Annotated in this window: 18 protein-coding genes and 2 riboswitches; of the genes, 3 read left to right on the top strand and 15 right to left on the bottom strand. The window is 42.7% G+C overall.

Annotated elements, in window-relative coordinates:
* Nucleotides 1–9: 9 nt before the first annotated feature.
* The 3 genes from thiW to NAF01_RS02250 all read right to left on the bottom strand — a co-directional run bounded on the left by thiW (nucleotide 10) and on the right by NAF01_RS02250 (nucleotide 2,395).
* On the bottom strand, nucleotides 10–498 hold the full coding sequence (gene thiW / locus NAF01_RS02260; protein WP_197249262.1) for an energy coupling factor transporter S component ThiW: 489 nt from the start codon (nucleotides 496–498) through the stop codon (nucleotides 10–12).
* A gap of 114 nt (nucleotides 499–612) precedes the next feature.
* Nucleotides 613–728: riboswitch (TPP riboswitch) on the bottom strand.
* Between the two features lie 69 nt (nucleotides 729–797).
* Nucleotides 798–1,181, bottom strand: coding sequence for a DUF302 domain-containing protein (locus NAF01_RS02255; RefSeq protein ID WP_197212553.1), 384 nt, complete (start codon nucleotides 1,179–1,181; stop codon nucleotides 798–800).
* A 104-nt stretch (nucleotides 1,182–1,285) separates the two neighbouring features.
* A complete protein-coding gene (locus NAF01_RS02250) occupies nucleotides 1,286–2,395 on the bottom strand; it encodes an alpha-hydroxy-acid oxidizing protein (RefSeq protein WP_250802412.1) in 1,110 nt (369 codons plus the stop codon).
* A 437-nt stretch (nucleotides 2,396–2,832) separates the two neighbouring features.
* Here NAF01_RS02250 and NAF01_RS02245 point away from each other — a divergent pair, with 437 nt between their 5' ends.
* Complete coding sequence (locus tag NAF01_RS02245; RefSeq protein ID WP_226620203.1) at nucleotides 2,833–3,204, top strand: PaaI family thioesterase; 372 nt, start codon at nucleotides 2,833–2,835, stop codon at nucleotides 3,202–3,204.
* A gap of 57 nt (nucleotides 3,205–3,261) precedes the next feature.
* Here the strand turns inward: NAF01_RS02245 and NAF01_RS02240 are convergent, their stop codons facing one another.
* Nucleotides 3,262–4,110: a TVP38/TMEM64 family protein gene (locus tag NAF01_RS02240; RefSeq protein WP_250801636.1), complete on the bottom strand. Its 849-nt coding sequence runs from the start codon at nucleotides 4,108–4,110 to the stop codon at nucleotides 3,262–3,264.
* A gap of 413 nt (nucleotides 4,111–4,523) precedes the next feature.
* A complete protein-coding gene (locus tag NAF01_RS02235; protein ID WP_179289075.1) occupies nucleotides 4,524–4,661 on the bottom strand; it encodes a hypothetical protein in 138 nt (45 codons plus the stop codon).
* Between the two features lie 142 nt (nucleotides 4,662–4,803).
* Here NAF01_RS02235 and NAF01_RS02230 point away from each other — a divergent pair, with 142 nt between their 5' ends.
* Nucleotides 4,804–5,352, top strand: a complete 549-nt coding sequence (locus NAF01_RS02230) for a GNAT family N-acetyltransferase (RefSeq protein ID WP_095245492.1) — start codon at nucleotides 4,804–4,806, stop codon at nucleotides 5,350–5,352.
* A 49-nt stretch (nucleotides 5,353–5,401) separates the two neighbouring features.
* On the opposite strand, the gene NAF01_RS02225 is transcribed toward NAF01_RS02230, so the two are convergent.
* The 5 genes from NAF01_RS02225 to NAF01_RS02205 form a co-directional block, all read right to left on the bottom strand.
* Nucleotides 5,402–6,184 (bottom strand): TerC family protein, encoded by a 783-nt coding sequence (locus NAF01_RS02225; protein ID WP_250801635.1) that lies wholly within the window; start codon nucleotides 6,182–6,184, stop codon nucleotides 5,402–5,404.
* A gap of 14 nt (nucleotides 6,185–6,198) precedes the next feature.
* Nucleotides 6,199–6,324, bottom strand: a complete 126-nt coding sequence (locus NAF01_RS02220) for an FbpB family small basic protein (RefSeq protein WP_076258308.1) — start codon at nucleotides 6,322–6,324, stop codon at nucleotides 6,199–6,201.
* A gap of 319 nt (nucleotides 6,325–6,643) precedes the next feature.
* Nucleotides 6,644–7,639 carry a hypothetical protein gene (locus NAF01_RS02215; RefSeq protein ID WP_250801634.1) on the bottom strand — a complete coding sequence of 332 codons (996 nt, stop codon included), beginning with the start codon at nucleotides 7,637–7,639 and terminating at the stop codon, nucleotides 6,644–6,646.
* 169 nt (nucleotides 7,640–7,808) lie between these two features.
* Complete coding sequence (locus tag NAF01_RS02210; RefSeq protein WP_226620198.1) at nucleotides 7,809–8,015, bottom strand: twin-arginine translocase TatA/TatE family subunit; 207 nt, start codon at nucleotides 8,013–8,015, stop codon at nucleotides 7,809–7,811.
* Between the two features lie 15 nt (nucleotides 8,016–8,030).
* The gene (locus NAF01_RS02205) at nucleotides 8,031–9,785 is read right to left on the bottom strand and encodes an alkaline phosphatase D family protein (RefSeq protein WP_250801633.1); all 1,755 of its coding nucleotides are present in this window, start codon (nucleotides 9,783–9,785) and stop codon (nucleotides 8,031–8,033) included.
* Between the two features lie 313 nt (nucleotides 9,786–10,098).
* Here NAF01_RS02205 and NAF01_RS02200 point away from each other — a divergent pair, with 313 nt between their 5' ends.
* A complete protein-coding gene (locus NAF01_RS02200) occupies nucleotides 10,099–10,416 on the top strand; it encodes a hypothetical protein (RefSeq protein WP_250801632.1) in 318 nt (105 codons plus the stop codon).
* A 235-nt stretch (nucleotides 10,417–10,651) separates the two neighbouring features.
* Here NAF01_RS02200 and NAF01_RS02195 read toward each other — a convergent pair whose 3' ends face one another.
* The 5 genes from NAF01_RS02195 to NAF01_RS02175 form a co-directional block, all read right to left on the bottom strand.
* Complete coding sequence (locus tag NAF01_RS02195) at nucleotides 10,652–10,777, bottom strand: FbpB family small basic protein (RefSeq protein WP_226620196.1); 126 nt, start codon at nucleotides 10,775–10,777, stop codon at nucleotides 10,652–10,654.
* 224 nt (nucleotides 10,778–11,001) lie between these two features.
* Complete coding sequence (purU, locus tag NAF01_RS02190; protein WP_226620195.1) at nucleotides 11,002–11,868, bottom strand: formyltetrahydrofolate deformylase; 867 nt, start codon at nucleotides 11,866–11,868, stop codon at nucleotides 11,002–11,004.
* 138 nt (nucleotides 11,869–12,006) lie between these two features.
* A riboswitch (glycine riboswitch) is annotated at nucleotides 12,007–12,107 on the bottom strand.
* A gap of 167 nt (nucleotides 12,108–12,274) precedes the next feature.
* Nucleotides 12,275–13,462, bottom strand: coding sequence for an MFS transporter (locus NAF01_RS02185; protein WP_163144846.1), 1,188 nt, complete (start codon nucleotides 13,460–13,462; stop codon nucleotides 12,275–12,277).
* 133 nt (nucleotides 13,463–13,595) lie between these two features.
* A complete protein-coding gene (locus tag NAF01_RS02180) occupies nucleotides 13,596–14,234 on the bottom strand; it encodes a glycosyltransferase (RefSeq protein ID WP_250801631.1) in 639 nt (212 codons plus the stop codon).
* A 188-nt stretch (nucleotides 14,235–14,422) separates the two neighbouring features.
* Nucleotides 14,423–15,787, bottom strand: a complete 1,365-nt coding sequence (locus tag NAF01_RS02175) for an aspartate kinase (RefSeq protein WP_250801630.1) — start codon at nucleotides 15,785–15,787, stop codon at nucleotides 14,423–14,425.
* Nucleotides 15,788–16,115 lie beyond the last annotated feature (328 nt).

The following is a 16,115-nucleotide window of genomic DNA, read 5'->3' as shown; positions in this document are numbered from 1 at the left end:
CCAAAATCATCACATATTCTGAACCAAATTCTTCTCTTTAACCTTCGCTAACACCAACCAGCCTATCGCCGCACCGGCAATGCTGCTGACCAGAAACGGCGGCACAAAGAAGAATGCACCAGCTTCACTGCCCATGAGAAATTTTGCATACGGAACAGCAAACAATGCTCCGATTATACCGGTGCCCAAAACCTCGCCAGCGGCAGCCCATATTTTCCGGCCGAATTTCAAATAAAGGACACCAGCCAAAAACGCACCGATCATGCCGCCTGGAAACGCAAGCAGCGTCCCGAATCCAAGCATATTACGCAGCAAAGCAATCATAAAAGCAATGGCTGCTGCCGGCAGTGGTCCAAGAGTCACCGCGGCCAATACATTTACCGCATGCTGAACCGGATAGGCCTTGGCTATACCTGCCGGAAACCAGAGCAAATGGGATCCCAGTGTCCCAATCGCCGTAAATAGTGCCATCGTAGTCAACAATCGGGTTCTGTTCATCTAAACCTCCTTTCTAAAAGGGCAGCCTGATTGCTTATCTGGATGAGAAGTATGTATACAAAAAAGCCAGATCCCCACAAAGGACCCGGCTTGGTTTAAGTATATGAATCGACATATTGTCAAATCCTACTTCCCTCCGCTGGCATTAACCAGATCAGGTCCATAAGAGTCGGAAAGCTATAAGCGCTTTCCTCTCAGCCCGCACATTCGGGGCACCCCTAGTAGTTACATAGATATTTAATTTGATAAGCTATTTCAAGCTTAACAAATTATTCCGGCACTGTCATCAAACTTTTAACTTATATACTTCTCTTGATGCACTGGATTAAGCGCTCTTCAATTTCTGCTGCGAAGCTTTGAACAGATTCGTCATTGATTAGCTCAATCATACTTGTCGGCTTAGGCATCCCAATTTTCGTTTTGCCCTTGTCTTCATAGACGACAATTTTACAAGGCAGGAAGTAGCCGGCCATTTTATTCTGTGTTAAAACGCGATGTGCTTCATTCGGATTACATACCTCTAACACATGGAATGCCTCGTTATATTCCAAGCCTTTTTCCTGCAGCTTCTCCTGAACATTAAACTGCCATAGAACTCCGAACTTTTCGTCCTTCAGACTTCCTTCCAGTGAGGATATCGCTTCTTCAATTGATTTTTCGGTTTCAGCTGTGTAATCGAACATAACTGCATCTCCTTTAGTAATGGCATATTAATAATGTACCCCTATAGGTATACTATTAAACACAGTCTCAACTGTCAACAACCCAGAATTTTTTTAAGAAGGTTTTATCGAATTAACCGCAGACCAGCAATATCCTTTAAATTCCCCACCCCCGCAAGAGACAGAGACACTTTTGTTTCTTCTATAAAGTTGGCAAGCACTTTTTCAACTCCTTCCTGCCCGCCAATGGCCAAGCCGTACACATACGGCCGCCCCAGACAAACGGCGTCAGCTCCCAGTGCCAGAGCTTTAACCACATCTGAGCCTCGGCGAATGCCGCTGTCAAACAATACTGGAATCCTTCCTTTAACTTCCTTCGCAATCGGTTCAAGCGCATCAATCGCCGCAATCACTCCATCAAGCTGTCTGCCGCCATGGTTGGAGACAATGATACCGTCTATCCCTCTTTCAACGGCCAGCCTGGCATCCTCAGGGTGGAGAATGCCCTTTAATAAAATGGGCAGGCTGGTTTTCTCTTTTAATCTGGCAATATGTTCCCAGCTTAATGTTGGATGATGAATATTATCAAGGATTCCCTGTACGACATCACCGTCCTGGAGAGAAGCCATAAAGAAGGGATCGCTTTCATAGTTTGCTTTACCATAGCCAAGCTTTAACGGGGAAAAATTGTTTCTTAAATCGGCTTCCCTCCATCCCATCATCACCGTATCAACCGTTAACACAATTGCCTCATACCCCGCTTCTTCCGCACGGCGAACCATACTGAAAGATGCTTCTTCATAATTGGACCAATATAATTGGAACCATTTTGGACTCGAGCCTGTTGCCTTTGCGATTTCTTCAATGGAATAACTGGATACTGTGCTCTGGATAAAAGGAACTCCAAACGAAGCTGCTGCCCGTGCAGACGCCAGCTCTCCCTCATTATGTTCAAGCCGCTGCATCCCAATTGGTGCCAGGAAAACCGGGTAAGGATATGTTTTTCCACATAATTTCACACTTATATCAGGCACTGAAACATCTCTCAGCATCCTCGGTACTATTGAGTATTTTGCCAAGGATTCGATATTCTTTTTCAGCGTTTCTTCCCCGCCGGCTCCTGATTGAACATAGCCAAATCCACCTGCTCCCATTACTTTCTCTGCTTCTTCTTCCAGTTCCTTAAATGAAATAGGAAAGTTTTCTGCGAAACTAATATTCTCTACTTTTGCCATCATCCAGCCCGCCTTTTTTTGAATTTATTGAAAATAATATCACTTTTTTAGATTTTAAGAAACTATGTAACAATTTTGGAGCCTTTTCTCTGCAAATTAGCAGGGATTTCACAAAAAATCGGGAATAACCATGTTAACTTAAGGCTCTTTTCGTAAAAATAGTTTTTTCGCCTATCAATGTTGTCCGTTGATTTTCGCTCCAGGATGCTCAGCGAACAGCGGGGCGGGCGGTGAGCCTCCTCAACACTGCGCGTCTGGGGGGTCTCACCTGTCACGCTACTCCCGCAAGTTTCCATTGAGTAAACACCGCACGAAGAAAATGCGAATGCATTTTCGAGGATCTCGCACCTTTCGCTCCAATCAACTCAGCAAATTAAATATATAAAGCAACAAACTTTGCGAAAACAGCCTAACTTAAAGAAATTGGAGTGTAGAAAATGCTAATCAAACAGCCTTTTGATGAATTTCTGAAATTCCATTACGAAAGAATCAGTGATAGCAAAATGAAAGTCACTTTGCCCATCCAGCCGCTCTTTATTAACAGCGCCGGACTGGTGCATGGAGGGATCATTTCCACTCTTGCGGATGTAGCAATGGGGAATATTTTCGAGCCGGATGAAAATCAGAAGCAGTCCGTGGTGACCGCTGACTTGAAGGTCAGTTTCTTAAAGGGGGCGACAGGGGAATATCTAGTTGCCGATGCTCACCTTGTTAAAAGAGGACGGACACTCAGCCACACAGATTGCCTGATTTTTAACGATCAGAATCAGGTGGTTGCCAAAGCATCGGGAATTTTCGCATCTATTTAGAGTGATTAATCCTATCGTTGCCTGAATAGTTTCGCTGACAGCGATAGGAGGAATCATTTAGAGCTTACGGAAAATCCTAATAGCTTCTTTTCTTCTTTTATAAAAGTGAAAAACACTGTAAAATACTCCCATCGCCATTGAAACAACAAATAAAAGCTGTAAGCCAGATAAAGATAGTGCATTGGCGAATGAAAGAGAGTAAGCCAGTAGCAAGGAAGTTGCTATTTTGGATATAGAAGCAATTCCCAGGAACTTTTTAAATGATACACCACCCATTCCTGCTCCAACACAAATGATCTCATCCGGCAATATCGGAATAACAAACAGCAGTACTAGTATGGAGTTTTCATTTCTCTCCATGTATTTTTGGTATTTGTCCAGGTGCCGCTCCTTTATAAACCTTGATACAAGCTTTAATCCCCCTATCCTTGCAGTCCAGAACATAATAATAATCCCCGAAAGTGTACCTGTGAATCCAAGAAAGGCAGCGGCAGCAGGACCGAAAACAGCACTTCCTGCAGGCAGTGTGACGGCTTCAGGAAGCGGCAAAAGGATGGGCTGTAAAAAGCAAATCAGGAAAAAGATGAGCTTTCCTTCCGCTTCATATTCCCTCAGTATACTCTCGAGCCCATAGGCATCAGTAAGAACGAGTATCTTGGTTAAATAAAAGGTAATAAAAACGATTAAAAGCAGACTGAACATATAAATCAGTGCCAGTCTGCTGTATTTCAACCGGGATAACCTGCCTGCAGAAATAAAGTAAACATCCATCACTAATATGGCAGCCATGCCTGTAATATTAACCCATTTATAAGCCGGCAAAAGTGTCGGCATAAAATTAAACAATATATACAATGATATTAAAATGATAAGCCCATGCAAACTAACTTCCAATTTTTCATTCATACATTTTCCCCTTCTTGCTTTTCTTACCTATAGTTTAAAAAGAAATACAAGAAGGATTAAGCTCCCTCAGCATTAAAATAATCTAAGGCCAGAGACTTAGTTAAGAAAAGCGCAAGCGCCTTGTTCATGAAGGAACGCAGACTAAGATCGCCACGTCCTGTGGCAACGTCTGCATGACCCGCATCCTCCCAAAAGCTATCCCTTTCGGTCGTGCGATGTTTATGCTGACGAGGCCTTCCTTGTCCTGCGGGCCTCAAGTACAAGACGAGCCTTACGGAAAGGCGTCCTTTGCCTTTTTGGGAGGATCGGCTTGTGACCTCGAGGGGGTAGGCGCTGGAGATAAGACAATTATCGACGTTCAAAATTTTATACTTTCTTACCTTAGAAAAAAAGCAGGGATTATCCTGCTTTTTCTAATACTCTATCTCATCATAATCCTTAGGCTGCGGAACCGGCTGATCCCCCTTATATTTTCCAAACTCATTGACAAGCTCCCTCTCCTCTTTTGGACCTTGTGTCTGTTTCTTTTTTTGCTCATCTTTTCTAGACAACTCATTCGCTCCTTCCTTATGGTTCTTTAAATTAATATGTACTCATTACTTTTATTTCACGCATAACTTAGAAGGATTTTTCCTGAACTCTGTAAAATAGATAAAAAAAGAACAATTAGATGATAAATATAAGGAGATTCCCATGGTAAAATTAGAACCTTTTACAGAAGAAGACTTCGATTTGCTCATCAGCTGGATCAGCACACCGGAATTAATGATTCAGTGGAGCGGTGCTCATTTCGAATTCCCGCTTGATCATGTGCAGCTTGCTAAGTATATAAGCTCTGCGAATCTGGATACCAGCTCGGATTATATATTCAAAGTTATGGCAAACGATGAAATCGTCGGTCATATTTCCCTAGGCAGAGTAGACCGTGTCAACGAAACTGCGAGGGTTGGAAAAGTTTTCATCCGCCCTGAAGCACGGGGGAAAGGGTATGCTTCAGAAATGATTCATCAAATCCTGAACTTAGCCTTCCAGAAGCTGAAATTAAATAGAATCAGTCTCGGAGTTTTCGATTTTAATTTGCCTGCTATTAAGATCTACAAGCAAGCAGGTTTCCAAAAAGAAGGGCTTCTCAGGCAGACCAATAAAGTTAAAAATGATTATTGGAGCTTAATAGAAATGGGCATCCTGAAAGAAGAATGGCAAGCTAGCTCCGGGCTCATGGGTATTCAATCAAACGTTTGATTGAAAGTGCTCATTAAAAAACAGGGCGGATAACCTCCGCCCTGCTTGATCAGCTTGCTTTTTCCTCTGCTGGCACTTCCTGTACTTCCTTGGAAAGAATCCATCCAGCTAATGCTATTCCAATTAAGACTACGTAGAAAGTAGCTTTCCATTCCGTCGACTTGGCAAATCCTTCAGGCAGGATCGCCAGCGCCGGATGGGACATTGTGTAGACAGCCAGTTTGACACCAACCCAGCCGACAATACCAAATGCTGCAACCTCAAGTCCAGGTCTCCTGTGAAGCAGATCCACAAATAGGTTAGCAGCAAAACGCATAATGATCAATCCGATCATACCGCCTGCAAAGATGACAAAGAACTTTCCGCCGTCAAGTCCGCCTACATGGCCAAGTCCTGAATCCGGAAGAGCCACAGCCAGGGCAACTGCTGCCAGAATAGAGTCTACAGCGAAAGCAATATCAGCAAGCTCTACTTTAAAAACCGTAAGCCAAAAGCCTGATTGCTTTTTTGATTTTGTAATCTCTGCTTCTTCCTCGCCTTTTTTCACAAGAAACTTTCTTAATATATGATTGGCCGCGATGAACAGAAGATACAGTGCTCCGATCGCTTGAACCTGCCATACGTCAACTAAATAAGAAATTGCAAATAACGATCCAAAGCGGAAAACAAACGCTCCAGCCAACCCGTAGAATAAAGCCTTCTTCCTCTGCTCCTCCTGAAGATGCTTTACCATAATCGCCAGCACCAGCGCGTTATCAGCAGCCAATAAACCCTCCAGCGCCACAAGCAGCAGCAGCACCCATCCATACTCAAGTATTAGTGATAATTCCATCTAAGCACCCTCCCTTATTTCACCTTTGTGTATTTTTCGTCTAAACGCTTTTCAATTTTCTCAAGCATTGCTTGATCTCTCAGCAGCTCTTCTTTGTTTTTCTTAATTAATTCAGCAAACGATATCTTAGCTTTTTTCATCTTGGTCTCCTTTCCTTTGTTTTTTAAGTATTGAAAGCTTCGCACTGTTTCCCTGCAGTTATGTCGATTGAGGATTTCCATTGCCAAGCTATATCAGGCAATAAAAAAACCTCTACCAGCAAGCGGTAAAGGTTTTAAAAAACAAAAAGACCTTTACCCGAAACAGGCAAAGGTCTTGCTAACAACGTTAAGGTTGCCAACAAAGCCGGGAGCTCTTAACTCCGAAATGACGACTCTGCTGTAAAAGCTACTCCCCTTTAGGAGAAACTATTCAACTATTTAAATAAATCATATTCTATTTTCATCAAAATGTCAATGCTTATGCAAATCGGTAATAAATTAAAATGAATGTCGCAAGGACGAAAATAAAGTTCAGGAATACAAACACAAATTGATCCGCCTTAGTTTTGTGCAGCTTGATCGGCGGGTTATAGAAAGACACCCCTTCAATGATGAAAATAATCAGCACAATATGAATCATAAAATGCCCGATCACTTCTGTCATGCCAAACAGCATTGTGGTAGTGATGAAAATAACTGTCACGACGAAGCCAACTACACGGTTAAGAATCCCTACTACAAGAAGGTAACCGACCACAAATTCAATGAATGCAGCCATAACAACGAATGCAGCAGGTGCAAATCCGAATGTAGGGACTCCATGATTGGCCACAATATCCAGTGACATGCTTGGATATACCCATTTTTCGACAGCCACCCAGCATAAAGATAAACCTGTGCCCAAATATAAGAATGGAAATCCAACCTTCTCGAGCTTCGTGCTGCCGACCATCAGGACTCCAATAATGGCAACATAATATCCATAATCAAGCATATGGAAAATGCCATTCTGCATGGTAACGTACACAAACAGCCCCAGTAAAATAACGGCCCCGGCCTTTGTTGAAATATGATGAGGAATTAGCAGAAAGCCAATCGCAGCCCACGTTAATATCATAGCAATCGTGCTGGTTAAATGAAATTCAGGCGCAAACAATGTTCCGTTCGTTACCTGGATTATTAACGCCGCAGCAGTTCCATACTTCAGGATATATCTGCTGTATTTGCGGAATCCTGAGAGCCAGTCATCAAGCTTTTTGACTTTAGCCCATTGTGAAGTCTTTGGGATAATCAATGTCAATAGCGCAAGGACAATCGCAGCCGCCAGGGCCAGTCCCATGAATAAAGGTGATAATATATTTTCAATGGTTTCCTTTTTAGGCGCCACATTCGTGAACCATTTCACATGAGCGCTTGTAAAAAAAGGCGTCATGACTAAGCCTATTATTAATAATAACTGAAATATTTTTTTCATGGTGAAGGTGCCTCCCTGTTGGATTTTTAGATAAACAATATAAGTACAGTATTAATATATTATACTGTTCATTCCAGTGGATTATTCAAAAATGAATATTATGTGAAACATTTCACAAATTAACACACAATAAAAAATACAGGCTAATTTGCGCCTGTATTTTTATTCCCTACTTTTCTCTTTTCAGAGCTGAAAGTGCCGGCTTTTTCTCTTCTTTCATTCCCTCATCTGACACTAAGTCTTTTGCCGCGCTTTTAAACTCAGTTAATGTCCGCCCAAACGCCCTCCCAATTTCGGGAAGCTTTGATGGCCCAAATATGATCAAGGCAATGACAAGAACAAGAATTAAGCCTGGAATGCCAATGTTAGAAATCATCTTCTCACCGTCCTATTAATGTAATACCTTTTCGCGCTTTTTCTTAAGCTGCTTTTCATGTGCCCGGTTATGGGCACGATGACGGTCTTCCTCAACCTCGGCAGATATTCGAACTCCCTGAGGGACAGCAGAAGCCGAAACCTGCTTCAATCCAGCCTGATCTTTTTCAAAAACAAATGATGCTCTTGTTGAAATATCCGCTCCTGGCTCTGTTACGAATGGAAGAACCCGATAATCCGCACGCCATTGCTCTGGTGTTACCCGGCAGCGGACATAGCCTCTATAATTATTAAAAAACTTAATATGCGGATTCTCTGCAAGCGTCTTTTCCGTATCTGCTCTCACATCTGATCCGTTCCCTCCTGATGTGATAGAGGTTCCGACAAATTCGGCCCCAATCAGCTTTGCATTTGGATCATCATAGTCTGTTAGAATATTGGAAGCCCAGCTTGCATGAACATCTCCAGTCAGGACGATCAGATTTTCGATATTGTTTGAAGCTGCGAAATCAGCCAGGCGCTCCCTGGCAGCAGGATATCCATCCCATGCATCCATGCTGAACTTCGGCGAAGCACTTGTCCCGAAGTTCCTCTGGACAAAAAACACCTGCTGTGCAAGCACATTCCAATGAGCATGGGAGGTACTAAGATTGCTTTCAACCCACTGTTCCTGTTCTTTTCCAAGGAGAGTCCGGGCTGGATCAAGCGACTCCGGTGTATGCGGCTTGCTGCCATCACCATTTGCCTGGTCATCCCGATATTGCCGGGAATCAAGCACAAGGAATGACGCCAGGCTGCCATAGCTGAACTCCCTATACAACTGCATACCATCACCATTTGGCATGGAAGATAACCGGAGTGGCATGTGCTCATAGTATGCCTGATAAGCTGCTGCCCTGCGTTTAATAAATGCTTCAGCTGACTGGCCTTTTTCCGGAATCCCTCCTGCATAGTTATTTTCCACTTCGTGGTCATCCCAAGTGACCACCCAAGGGAAAGCAGCATGAGCTTCTCTAAGATGCTGATCAGATTTATACTGAGCATGGCGATTCCGATAATCTTCTAGAGAGATAATTTCCGGCCCGCTATGATGGCGGACATTTCCTGTTGGTGAAATATATTCATTTGGTCCATATTCATATATGTAGTCGCCAAGGTGAATGACAAAATCCAAATTTTCCTTTGCCATATGCTGATAGGCTGTAAAAAGTCCATGTTCATACTGCTGACATGAAGCAAATGCAAATGATAGCCCTGATACTTTGGCACCCGCAGGCGGAAGTGTCTTTGTTTTGCCGATTGGACTAAGCTCATTGCCGCTTTTAAAACGATAATAATAAACAGTGTTTGGCATTAAGCCTTCTGCCTCCACATGCACAGAATGCGCCAATTCGGGCACTGCAATTTCAGTCCCGTGTTTAACAACTTTTCGGAAGTGTTCATCTGCAGCAAGTTCCCATTTGACCGGTACAGCATGATTTGGCATCCCGCCTCCATTAAGTGGATCGGGCGCTAGCCTTGTCCATAAAACCACACTGTCAGAAAGAGGATCTCCTGATGCGACACCGAGCGTAAAAGGGTATTTGCTGAACTTAGGAGCAGCATCAACCTTTAGATTACCCACCCCTAATGATTGCGCCATAGCCAGCGCCAGCGAAAAGCCGGCTATTTTCCCTGCACCAGATAGAAAGCTCCGGCGGTCAATGTCCCTCTTCAGATTTTCTTCATTAAACTTTCTGATTAAATCATCAATCGATCTCTCATTGTTCATTTTCTTCACCTCTTAATTCAATCTGGATTCACATTTGATTATAAGAGGCATTTTTTAAAGCAATATGAAGATGTGTAAAGGAGAATGACAATACCTCTGCCTATTTTATCAGGTCTTTTGTAAGGATTTGGTTATTCTTTCGCCTGTAATCTAGACTTGCAGCCAAAAAGCCTTTGTTCCCCTGTATCATTTGTCCCAGCTATTTTTACAATATATACATAGAATATTAACGAATCCTGTCAAAATCTTTTAGTTTACTAATCTATAAATAGTGGTTATGATGATAGTTATAATCTTGAAAAGGGGTGAGGGAATGAGGAAACGCCAGGTAATGCCACTTTTACTGCTGTCTGTGTTTTTATCCTTTCTCATTACCCAATATCCTGGTGTCCATTATAATGACATTCCGATGGACCAAAGCAAAGCGGTAACAGTTTCGGACTTTACCGAGAGCTTCCTATTAAAAGATGATCCCAAAAAGCATATCTTCACGTTGGATATCATCTCTTTATCCTTTACAACTCTGGCAGTTATCCTTTTTGTATATAGTGCCCTGCACATCGCCCGCAGGAAAAAGATATTTTATACTCCAATTTTCTACGAGGCGAATTATGTCATTCAAGCTCCTTAATTGTCCAACCAAACAATTAAAGGAGGAAGACATAATGTGGATTAGATTTTTAATGATTGGGTTATTTTCATTAACAGCTTCCAGCCTGTTCTTTTATCAGGGTATGGAAATGTATCATGCTTTCACAGATTTCTTTAGACAAAAATAAGAAGTTGGCGCCCAGGGATTCCCTCCCTGGGCGTTTTTATTTCATAAAAAACCCGGCCTGTTTTATTCCCAGGCCGGGTTTCCTTTCTTACTGTGCTTTTACATATTTATCGTCTATTTTTTTTTCAATCTTCTCAAGCTCACGGCGATCTTTTAAAAGTTCTTCTCTATTAACTTTAATCATTTCAAGCATTGATAATTTTTTCTTTTTCATTTCTGCTCACCTTCTTTCATGATGTTGGTAACTTCTTGATTCAAGATCTTTATTGAAGCTCTTTTCGTATAATTGTTGTTTTTTGCCTTTCAATGTTGTCCGTTCATTTCTGCTCCAGGCTGCTCGCTTTCCGCGGGGCGGGCGTGGTCTCGCACCTTCCGCTCCAATTAACTCAGTAAATAATATTTATTAAGCAACAAATCTTGTGAAAATTGAAAGTCCTCTTAAAAAACAATCGTCTTATTACCATGCACTATTACTTTGTCTTGCACATGCCATGCCACTGCCTGTGCGAGGACCTGCCTCTCCACATGCCTGCCGGCAATTTTGAGATCCTGTGCAGTGTGCCGGTGGTTAACCCGCTGGACATCCTGCTCAATGATCGGCCCTTCATCCAAATCATTTGTTACATAATGGGCAGTTGCCCCAATCAGCTTGACCCCGCGGTTAAACGCCCGTGCATAAGGATTGGCTCCCACGAAGGCCGGCAGAAAACTATGATGGATATTGATAATCCTATTTGGATATTTGGAAATAAAGCTCGGTGAAAGAATCTGCATATATCTCGCAAGCACAATGAAATCCGCTTTTCCATCCAGCAGCTCTACTGCCTTTTGCTCAGCTTCCGATTTAGTGTCGGGCGTAATCGGAATATGATGATATGGTATTCCAAACCCCTCCACCACTTCCCTCATGTCAGGATGATTGCTGATCACAAGGGGAATTTCCACTTCAAGCTCCTTCGATTTCCAGCGCCACAGCAGCTCGAGCAGACAGTGATCCATTTTAGAAACAAATATAGCCATCCGCTTGCGCTCGCCTTTGCCGCTCAGCTTCCACTCCATAGAGTATTCCTTGGCCATCTCAGGCAGATCCTCTTTCAGTTTTAAAAAGGACTCATCAAAATGATTCATATCGAATTCAATCCGCATGAAGAAGATGCCTGCCAGCGGATCGGTTGTGTGCTGGTCAAAATGCACAATGTTCGCGTTATGCTCCAGCAGAAAGTTAGAGACTGTGGAGATGATGCCCGGTCTCTCTGGACAGGATATCAGCAATGTCGCCCGGTTTGCGTTAATATTTGTATTCATATAGATTCCTCCAACTGCCTTGCCATCCATATAAAAAGGACAGAAAAAAGGCGGCTTCTTTATCCCCCTTCTCTGTCCTTTTACCTGAGAGTTTGACCCCTTTGGTGTCGCAAAGTCCATGCGCGCTCTCCAGAGATGCGTCCGACTGAGGTTCTGTCTACCTGAGAGATTGGCTTCAAGGGTATTTTTGAAGCTTGCTCCTTCGGTGGCTACTGTATGCTCTCTCCCGCAGCCGTCATTCGCTCAATATTTTTGTTATTTTCAGAATAATGTATTTTTTAACTTATGTCAATCGAACTAGGTTTCTTTCACAAAATTGCCACAATTTCAGCCTGGCTTTAAAGCTGATTTTTTATGTGAAAAAGAAAAGTAAAAAAGCTTGAAGACAACGTCTCCAAGCCTTTTTCTACACAGCTGCCTTTGGTTTTGGCTCCTTTTTCTGCCAGGCAATCGTGATAAACAATGTAACGATCAATAGGGCCAAACCAAGAACAAACGGATAGGTTATCCGCACATCGTAAAGTACGCCGGCAATCGTTGGCCCCAGAACGTTTCCAATGCTCATATAAGCATTGTTCATTCCCATCGCAAATCCCTGTTCATTACCGGCCATTTTAGAGATTAACGTTGTTAAAACCGGGCGAAGAATGGAAGTTGCAAGGAAAATGATCAGCGAAATAACGAAGAAAAGTGCATAGCTGCCTGCAAACAGTGAAACTAGGAACCCTGATGCTGCAACAGCCAAAAAGATATTCAATACCTTTCCTTCACCGAATTTATTAACCACACGATCGACTACAAATAATTGAACAATAACACTAATGACTCCTGTCGAAGTCACCATAATGGCAATTTCCTGCGGAGTAGCAGCAAATTCATTATCAAGGTAGAGCCCAAGAACTGACTCATACGCCATTAGTCCAAAGCTCATCACCAATGTAATGATAAGCGGAATAAAATAAGGCTTCTTAACGGACATGGCCAGTTTCTTGACCATCGGTTCCTCTTCAGGCATATCTCCCGGCACTGTCTGCAATGTGCTGCTTTCTTCGAGGAGCACAATGGAGAATAGAACAGCCACTAGAGATACAAGCGCTGAAATCAGAAATGGCATTTTTAAGCCGAAGTCTGCCAAAAACCCGCCTATCCCAGGTCCAACCACAATTCCAAGTGACATTGCAGCTGAGACAAGACCATTCCCTTTTGCACGCTGCTCCATTGTAGTAATATCAGCAATGTAAGCAAAAATAGCTGGAATCAGCAAGGCAGCTCCAATGCCTCCAATGACACGTGAAAAGTAAAGCAGCCAAATGGAATCTACTGCATAAAAGACAAGCATGGATAATGTCAAACCAGCTAACCCGTAAATAATCATCTTTCTGCGGCCGTACTGGTCAGCCCATTTTCCCGCGATAGGAGAAAAAATCAGCTGGGCACCCGCAAAAATGGCAATCATCAGGCCTGCTGCCGTTCCTCCCTGATTAATGGATTCCAAATAAGCCGGCAAAATCGGAATGATAATACCAAAGCTTCCGATTGCAATAAACATATTGATCATCAAAATGATCATCTTTTTCTTTTGATCTCCTGACAAACGGATACCCCTCCTTCTATATGTGAAAAATTTACATTATTTTTTTCGGCACGCTAAATAGCTTATAATGAGACATGCTGCTTTGTCAAAGGAAAAAAAAGAGAAGCCCCAGCAAAGCTGAAGCCTCTTGCAGTCACCCTTTAAATTTGTTCGGGAATTGCTTCACAACCGCATCAGAAATGGCATCTGCCATCATAATAATATGCGACACTCCCTCATCAATCGAAACAATTCTTGCTTCCCAATCCTTAACAAGGCTTGCTGTCAGATCATTTGTTACTAATTCCAAATGCTTATAAAGCAGTTTTTTCACATCTTCATTTTTCAGATTTGGATTGGCTCCGCTTAGAAAAGCAGCGATATCATCGGCATTGCGATACCATTTTTTGTTCAGCTGGTTCACCTTTGCACCCTGTCCGCTCTTTGCTGCCTCCACAATATCACCCGCAATGACAATATGCTCTTTAAGCAGTTCTGTCAGCTTAGCTCCTGCAGCTTCTCCGTAATATGGCTTAATGGAATTCCCTATGTCCTCCTGATTTTTAAGCAGGCGCGCCAATACCTGCTTCTGATCCTCCGCCCCTGCAGTTGTGGCACTTGTAATATAGTTGCTTGTCCATAATACATGGTCGATCCATAGTCTTCGGAATTCGTTTTCAAACTTAACCTCTGATTGAGTAAGACACGGTTTTTGTGCAGCTGCACTGCCCGGAGCTGCCAGCATATTCAGCGGCATGAGCAGCATTATTCCTATGATCAGTAATTTCTTCATATCCTTTTCTCCTTCCTAATTGAAAAAGTTTCCTTCTTATTTTGATTATCCTAAGATTTTTCATACAAAAAAAATAAAGCCCGAGGCTAATGCCCCAAGCTTTTTCAATCAAACGTTTGATTGATTGCATATAAAGCCTATTTACTTTGGCTCTTTTCGTATAAACATATTTACCTTCGCATAAATGATCACACTACTGCCACCGCAGCAAAAAACTCATTATAAAGCGCCTGTACCGCACGTACCTCATCCGCTGCCTGTACGCCAAACATCATGCTCACTTCAGATGAGCCCTGATTGATCATTTCCATATTGACTTTCGCTTTAGCGAGGGCTTTGGAGGCACGGGCCATTGTTCCGATGTTCTGGCGCATCCCTTCTCCAACCACCATAATAAGTGAAAGGCTGTGCTGGATTTTCACTTCATCTGCATGAAGTTCATGCTGTATGCGGTTCAGAATTTCTTCCTCCATCCCATCAGTAAATTGGTCTTCCCGCAGGATAATGGAAATGTCATCAATTCCTGAGGGTGTATGCTCATAGCTGAGGCCATTCTCTTCCAAAATGGTCAGCAGCCTCCTCCCAAAGCCGACTTCCCTGTTCATTAAGTATTTGCCGACATAGATGCTGCAGAATCCCTGATCACTGGCAATCCCGATCACAGGTCCGTTCGTGTTATCCCGCTCGTTCACAATCCTGGTGCCGGGAGCAGACGGATTATTCGTATTTTTTATTTGCACAGGAATTCCGGCCCGAAATGCCGGTACAAGCGCTTCATCATGCAGGACAGTAAAGCCTGCATAAGAAAGCTCCCGCATTTCCCGGTATGTCAGCTCTTTGATTTCTTTAGGGCTTTCTACAATAAAGGGATTTACCGAATAGACCGCATCCACATCTGTAAAGTTTTCATATAAATCCGCCTTGGCTGCACCGGCCAAGATGGAGCCTGTCACATCCGATCCGCTTCTTGAAAATGTGAAGACCTGGCCATCCCTGCTATATCCAAAGAAACCCGGAAAGATGATGATCCCGTCCTGCTCCCTTAATGCAAGCAGCTTGTCATATGCTTCAGGAAGCACCTGAGCGTTGCCGGGCTCCGGACTGACAAGCAATCCCGCTTCCTTCGGGCTCACATATCTTGCTTCTATTCCCTGCTGCTGAAAATAGGCTGCTACAAGCTTAGCGTTGTTATCTTCACCGCTCGCTTTGATCAAATCCATGAAAACTTCAGGATTATGCGTATCACTGGAAAGCCTCGTAAAAAGATCATCCCTGATGATATCTTTAATTTCCGGACCAAGCTCTAATTCATCAGCGATTTGGCCATACCGATCCAATACAGCTTCAGCCAAATCATCTGCTTCTTCCCCCTGAATCCGTTTCTCTGCACATGCGATTAATAAATCAGTAACCTTGTCATCCTCTGAGAATCGCTTTCCAGGAGCCGAGACAACAATGATCTTTCGCTCTGGATCAGCATTTACAATATTGAATACCTTCTCGATTTGCTTTCCGGATGCTAAAGAAGATCCTCCGAACTTCACCACTTTCATCCTGACATCTCCCAATCTCTGAAAATTTAATCTTTATTTTACTCTTATCCTCACAGAAATCAAGAGAAAATTCCACCATATAAATACAAGTGTTCATCATAAAAATACAGAAAAATATTCAGATATAATATTATTACTTGTTTTCTATGAACACACCGTTAAATAATATTATTTTAAGAAAATAAAAGAAAACGCTTACAATTAGTATTTATTTTTTGGATTAAATAAAGCCAAAAATGTTCAAATTAGTGGTTTTCACTCTCCCATAATAGGGTATATGTTAAGGATATTTATAGAAAGAATTAAATCGTAAAACACGGGAAGGGAA

It is taken from the genome of Cytobacillus firmus, assembly GCF_023657595.1.
Classification (GTDB): Bacteria; Bacillota; Bacilli; order Bacillales; family Cytobacillaceae; genus Cytobacillus; species Cytobacillus firmus_B.
Note: the sequence above shows the minus strand (reverse complement) of the source record. Positions and strands in the feature narration are given on the sequence as shown.

Coding starts and splice junctions, on each gene's coding strand:
- purU (WP_226620195.1), bottom strand. CDS start 11,868: ATGAATACAAATATTAACGCAAACCGGGCGACATTGCTGATATCCTGT.
- NAF01_RS02245 (WP_226620203.1), top strand. CDS start 2,833: ATGCTAATCAAACAGCCTTTTGATGAATTTCTGAAATTCCATTACGAA.
- NAF01_RS02255 (WP_197212553.1), bottom strand. CDS start 1,181: ATGTTCGATTACACAGCTGAAACCGAAAAATCAATTGAAGAAGCGATA.
- NAF01_RS02200 (WP_250801632.1), top strand. CDS start 10,099: ATGAGGAAACGCCAGGTAATGCCACTTTTACTGCTGTCTGTGTTTTTA.
- NAF01_RS02180 (WP_250801631.1), bottom strand. CDS start 14,234: ATGAAGAAATTACTGATCATAGGAATAATGCTGCTCATGCCGCTGAAT.
- NAF01_RS02210 (WP_226620198.1), bottom strand. CDS start 8,015: ATGATTTCTAACATTGGCATTCCAGGCTTAATTCTTGTTCTTGTCATT.
- NAF01_RS02225 (WP_250801635.1), bottom strand. CDS start 6,184: ATGGAATTATCACTAATACTTGAGTATGGATGGGTGCTGCTGCTGCTT.
- NAF01_RS02195 (WP_226620196.1), bottom strand. CDS start 10,777: ATGAAAAAGAAAAAATTATCAATGCTTGAAATGATTAAAGTTAATAGA.
- NAF01_RS02175 (WP_250801630.1), bottom strand. CDS start 15,787: ATGAAAGTGGTGAAGTTCGGAGGATCTTCTTTAGCATCCGGAAAGCAA.
- NAF01_RS02215 (WP_250801634.1), bottom strand. CDS start 7,639: ATGAAAAAAATATTTCAGTTATTATTAATAATAGGCTTAGTCATGACG.
- NAF01_RS02240 (WP_250801636.1), bottom strand. CDS start 4,110: ATGAATGAAAAATTGGAAGTTAGTTTGCATGGGCTTATCATTTTAATA.
- NAF01_RS02220 (WP_076258308.1), bottom strand. CDS start 6,324: ATGAAAAAAGCTAAGATATCGTTTGCTGAATTAATTAAGAAAAACAAA.
- NAF01_RS02230 (WP_095245492.1), top strand. CDS start 4,804: ATGGTAAAATTAGAACCTTTTACAGAAGAAGACTTCGATTTGCTCATC.
- NAF01_RS02205 (WP_250801633.1), bottom strand. CDS start 9,785: ATGAACAATGAGAGATCGATTGATGATTTAATCAGAAAGTTTAATGAA.
- thiW (WP_197249262.1), bottom strand. CDS start 498: ATGAACAGAACCCGATTGTTGACTACGATGGCACTATTTACGGCGATT.
- NAF01_RS02250 (WP_250802412.1), bottom strand. CDS start 2,395: ATGGCAAAAGTAGAGAATATTAGTTTCGCAGAAAACTTTCCTATTTCA.